The organism is Atribacteraceae bacterium (genome assembly GCA_035477455.1).
Classification (GTDB): Bacteria; Atribacterota; Atribacteria; order Atribacterales; family Atribacteraceae; genus DATIKP01.
This window is the reverse complement of sequence record DATIKP010000040.1, coordinates 1-4,828: the sequence shown is the minus strand read 5'-3', so window position 1 is coordinate 4,828 and position 4,828 is coordinate 1. Positions and strand designations below refer to the sequence as shown.

The 4,828-nt window shown below is 48.9% G+C and carries 4 protein-coding genes; all 4 read left to right on the top strand.

Annotated features, from left to right (window positions below):
• Positions 1-611 precede the first annotated feature (611 nt).
• The gene (locus tag VLH40_02290) at positions 612-881 is read left to right on the top strand and encodes a hypothetical protein (protein HSV30840.1); all 270 of its coding nucleotides are present in this window, start codon (positions 612-614) and stop codon (positions 879-881) included.
• Between the two features lie 239 nt (positions 882-1,120).
• On the top strand, positions 1,121-2,500 hold the full coding sequence (locus tag VLH40_02285; GenBank protein HSV30839.1) for a transaldolase family protein: 1,380 nt from the start codon (positions 1,121-1,123) through the stop codon (positions 2,498-2,500).
• 29 nt (positions 2,501-2,529) lie between these two features.
• Complete coding sequence (gene hyi / locus VLH40_02280) at positions 2,530-3,315, top strand: hydroxypyruvate isomerase (protein HSV30838.1); 786 nt, start codon at positions 2,530-2,532, stop codon at positions 3,313-3,315.
• 31 nt (positions 3,316-3,346) lie between these two features.
• Positions 3,347-4,240 (top strand): 2-hydroxy-3-oxopropionate reductase, encoded by an 894-nt coding sequence (garR, locus tag VLH40_02275; protein HSV30837.1) that lies wholly within the window; start codon positions 3,347-3,349, stop codon positions 4,238-4,240.
• Positions 4,241-4,828: the final 588 nt, after the last annotated feature.

Here is a 4,828-nt window from a genome sequence, read left to right as displayed (position 1 = left end):
CTCGCTGAAATGAGTTTTTGCAGCAAAATCAATTTTTACTCAATGCAGCAATGTGTACAAATGCATATTTCTTTGTTTTGAGCGGTCTCAGGCCGCTGATAGGGTCTTGAATCATTTTTGTCCCTCACCGTGTCAACCTGTTTAAAAAATCTGACCCAAGGAATCCCCGTGTTGACTTTCAAAAAGCGCTCGTCTATGATGGGAACGGTTTTATTCTCCATATCTTTTCGATTTCTCCATGGAAGGGCCTGAAACATGGAGGTTGCTCTTTAAACGAAACACGGAAACCCCTTCTGGAGTATGGTTTAGGTCCCAAGGGCATCGAGGGAAAGGTATGTTGATTAGGGAGCCGGGCCTGAAAAGACGCGAAGGTGGCGGAAGGGGACACCCCAGTACAGTCGATCGCCAGACCAGCCGATGTCCCGAACAAAATTTGGGCTTGCGAGGTAATTGGGTGCCTTCTCAGCGTGAGATGGGGACTGTATAGGTATGAATATGGAATGAGAAATAAGGACATTTGTCCTCCCAAAACGAGGTTAGACAGCTCCCGGGAAGCTCAGGTAAGCTATGAATAGCCGACGGGAGAGGACCAAGGAAAAGGAGGACGAAACATGGAAAATGCGGCACAAGAACGAATCCAGCTAAAAACGAGAGACAGCCAATTGTATGAGATATTTGTAAACCAGTTTGAGTTTTCTCCCAGGACGGCACAAGCCGCAATCAACACAGTGAAAGAGATATACGAACTTCACCGTTACGATCCGGACCGCATGTGTGAAGCCGGCCAGATAATCAGACAGGCTGTTTCCATAAAAGAAAATGTTCCGCAACGTTCACCCTTTTTGCTTCCTTCGGTTTCAAGAAAATGTCTCCTCTCATAGCGACATTTTCTCAGACCGTCCAGTCGCCCTGCGGGCTTCTTCCGTCCCGCCTGCTAAAAAGTTGATCTTCAATGCTGTAGGGGGGATGCCCAAGGTTTATGAAATAGCACGAAATCAAGAGTTTTTTAACCGGACAAAGGTCCTAAATGTAATATGGAGAAATTTAAGCGGGAGTCAAGAAAGATAAAATACGGACCTTCTGTATGTCAATGAGCAATCAAGAAAGGACGGGAACCTAAATGTATGACGAATGGATGGGACTGAGGAAGAGATTGTTGTTTAGAGCGCTCCCTGACCAATTTGGGGCCGAGATGGCGGCTATAAGGGATGGGTGGATAAATGATTTCAGGTCCGCCACTGAACACAGAAGGAAACAGCTCATCGCAATAGCGAAAGAATTGACCATAGACATAAAGTCTTACCTTTCAGCCTGGCATTTGCTGAAGAGGGGTGGCCCCCTTACAAAAGCTGTCCTGGATCAAGATTTCAACGACAATATGATGCTCCTCAAAAAGTGGGGAGCCTCGGATGAGATCCTGTACATAGAAAACGAGGTAGACAGTCTTGAGAAAAGCAGCCTGATCCGACTTTCCGAAATGTCTGACGAAGGCCGCATAAACACCAGATGGGGTAATGACTATGCCACGGGCCTAACTCACGCCCTCCGCCGTGGGGCAGTGCTGGTGACTACCAATCCCCCTCTGATAAACATTGCCAGAAAAAGCCATCCCGAGGTGTGGGATCCGGTGCGCGATAAATTGAAGGCCGAACATCCAGATTATGACACCGAGCAACTTTGTTCGCTTATGACAATGCACGTGGTTTTAGCCAACTGCAGGGAGATAAGGCCTATCTATGAGACCACCGGCGGAGAATACGGCTATGTCAGCTTACAGGTCAACCCGAAGAACTATACGGATGCCAATAGTATGGCACTTGAGGCTGAAACGCTCTATGTCCAACTAAAAGATCAACTTGAAGGAACGCCCAACGTTGTATTCAAGGTACCCGCTACAAAGGCCGGTTTAGAAGTAGTAAGGAGATTAACCATCCAGGGGATCGGCGTCAATGTCACGGTGAACTTTGCCGTAGCCCAGGAAATGGCCTTTGGCGATATAATTGAGAAAGGGAAGGCTAAAGTGTCTTTCCTTACTCTTATGAGTGGAAGGCTTGACGATCCTATAAAAAACGAATTGATCAGTTTAGGAGCGGAGGATGCAGCCGAGGTTGCCAAATGGGGTGGAATTGCGGTAGCAAGGAGGGTGTATGACATACTTTACAGACAGAAGAAGTATAAAAAATCCTTCCTGCTCCAAGCATCCCTGCGAGGTCCGTGGCATATCGACGAGCTGGTGACCGATGAAGAAAAAAGGATATTTATAACCGTGTTCCCGGATATCGCCGGGGAATACGACAGCTTGCCCAGGGATATAAGACCAAGGATGAAGGATAATGTGCCCACCGACGTGCTTGAGAAGCTAAACAGGAGCAATATATTCAGACAGGCCTATCAGGTCGACGGCTTGGAGGTAGAAGAATTTGATAATTATCTTCCGGTGGACGTTACGCTCCAGGCTTTTGGCAAAGCATACGATGAATTCCTGGAGTATTTAAGGTAAATCAAAAATTTTTGAATGGAGTGATGAATATGTTTAAGTTTGCCGCCAATTTGACTATGCTGTTTACGGAGTTGCCGTTTTTAGAGCGCTTTAAGGCCGCCAGGGAGACGGGCTTCAAGTCGGTTGAGTTCCTATTTCCGTATGACTATGTTACTCATGATATTCAGCGCTTGTTGGATGAGAATGGGCTTAATATGGTATTGTTCAACCTGCCCGCCGGAAATTGGGGTAGCGGCGAGCGGGGCATCACCAACAACCCGAGGAAAACGGAGGAATTTAGGCGAGGAGTTGAGGAGGCTATAGTCTGGGCGCAGGCACTTAAGGTGCCGCGTATAAACTGTTTGGCAGGCAAGACCTTGTCGGATATTTCCTCGGATGAGCAATGGGATACACTGAAGGATAATATCCGTTACGCTGCCGATGTCTTACACGAAAATGGGCTGGAGCTGTTGCTCGAGTTTATCAACCATTATGATGTGCCCGGCTTTATGCTCAACACTTCAAAGCAGGCGTTGAAAATGATAGACGAGGTTGGAAAGCCCAACGTATACCTGCAGTACGACATTTACCACGCCCAAAAAGAAGAAGGAAACCTGGCCGGTATAATGCGCGAGCATATTGCCAGGATCAAGCATATCCAGATCGCCGACAATCCGGGGCGACACCAGCCGGGAACGGGCGAAATCAATTATCGGTTCCTGTTGAATGAATTGGACAAATTAGGATATGAAGGTTACGTGTCGCTTGAATACATCCCTAAGCCTGATACTTGGAAATCGTTAGAGTGGGTGGCTACCCACGGCTTTAGCCTGTGAATAATTTTAATATCGATTGGAGGAACAGTATATGGACAAAAAAATAGGATTTATAGGCTTGGGCATAATGGGCAAACCCATGGCCAAAAATCTGCTCAAAGCCGGATATTCCCTGGTTGTGCACGATATCAATGCCGGGGCGGCTGAAGAATTGTCGGCCGCCGGTGCCGAGAAAGCCAAGTCTGGCAAGGAAGTGGCAGAAAAGTGCGGGATCGTCATAACTATGCTTCCCAATTCGCCTCAGGTCAGGGAAGTTGTGCTGGGCAAGGACGGCATTTTGGAGGGGGCGAGGGAAGGCAGCATACTGGTCGATATGAGCTCGATAGCTCCCCTGGTCTCCAGGGAGCTATTCGGCCGGGCCAAAAAGCAGGGCGTGATAATGCTGGATGCCCCGGTGAGCGGCGGAGAACCCAAGGCCATAAACGCCACTCTTTCGATTATGGTTGGCGGCCCGTTGGAAGCTTTTGAAAAGGTAAAGGATATCTTGCTGAAGATGGGTTCATCAGCCGTGCTGGTGGGGGATACGGGTAGCGGGAACGTTGCCAAGCTGGCCAACCAAATAATTGTGGCGCTAAACATTGCAGCCATGTCCGAGGCGATGGTGCTGGCCAGCAAGGCGGGGGTAGACCCTGAAAAGGTTTACCAGGCCATAAGGGGAGGACTTGCCGGCAGTACCGTTTTGGATGCAAAAGCTCCCATGGTTATGCAGAGAAACTTTAACCCGGGATTTAGAATTGAATTGCACATCAAGGACTTGATGAACGCCCTAGACACCGCCCATGAGGCAGGAGTGCCGCTGCCATTGACCGCACAGATCATGGAGATAATGCAGGCGCTTAAGGTTGATGGCAAGGCTGGAAACGATCATGGGGGAATAATACAGTTCTACGAGAAATTAGCCAAGGTTGAGGTTAAGAAATCATGATATGATGGCGAATAAGAGTATGATTGCGTACTCCGGAGCAAATCGCCCGGTGTTCCGGCCGAAGCCGGCCGCCTCCGGGTTTATGAGCAGCGTACGCTATCCATGCACAAAATTAAAGAAGTCCTGCGCTTAAAGTATGATGGGGGGGTTAAGGGTAAGGAACCACCCGAAACTACCCGATTTTCCAAAGCACGGTAGCCGACTATCTCAGGAAGGCTCAAGGCAGCCGGGTTAAGTCGGCCGGAAGCGGTAAGGCAGGCCGATACCCTGATTGAGGAAAGGCTCTTTCCCGCCAAACCTATTTCCCGTGCGCCAAAACACCCGGAACCGGACTACGAATACCCCTACCATGAGCTGCGGCCTACCGCGCAAATGCAAGCTGACCTTGCTCCCGGTGTGGCTTTCGTACCAGGACAGCCTCCGGACGGCTGCCAGTGTTCCCCGCTTTGTGACACTACCGGCATGGAAGGTGGACTCGATTATTGCCTCTTCAATTTCACTACGCCAACCACCGTTGCCTCACATAAAAACCTTAACGAAACAGATACGTTGCCTCATGAGAAATTCTATACCAAAATGGGTTTCTTT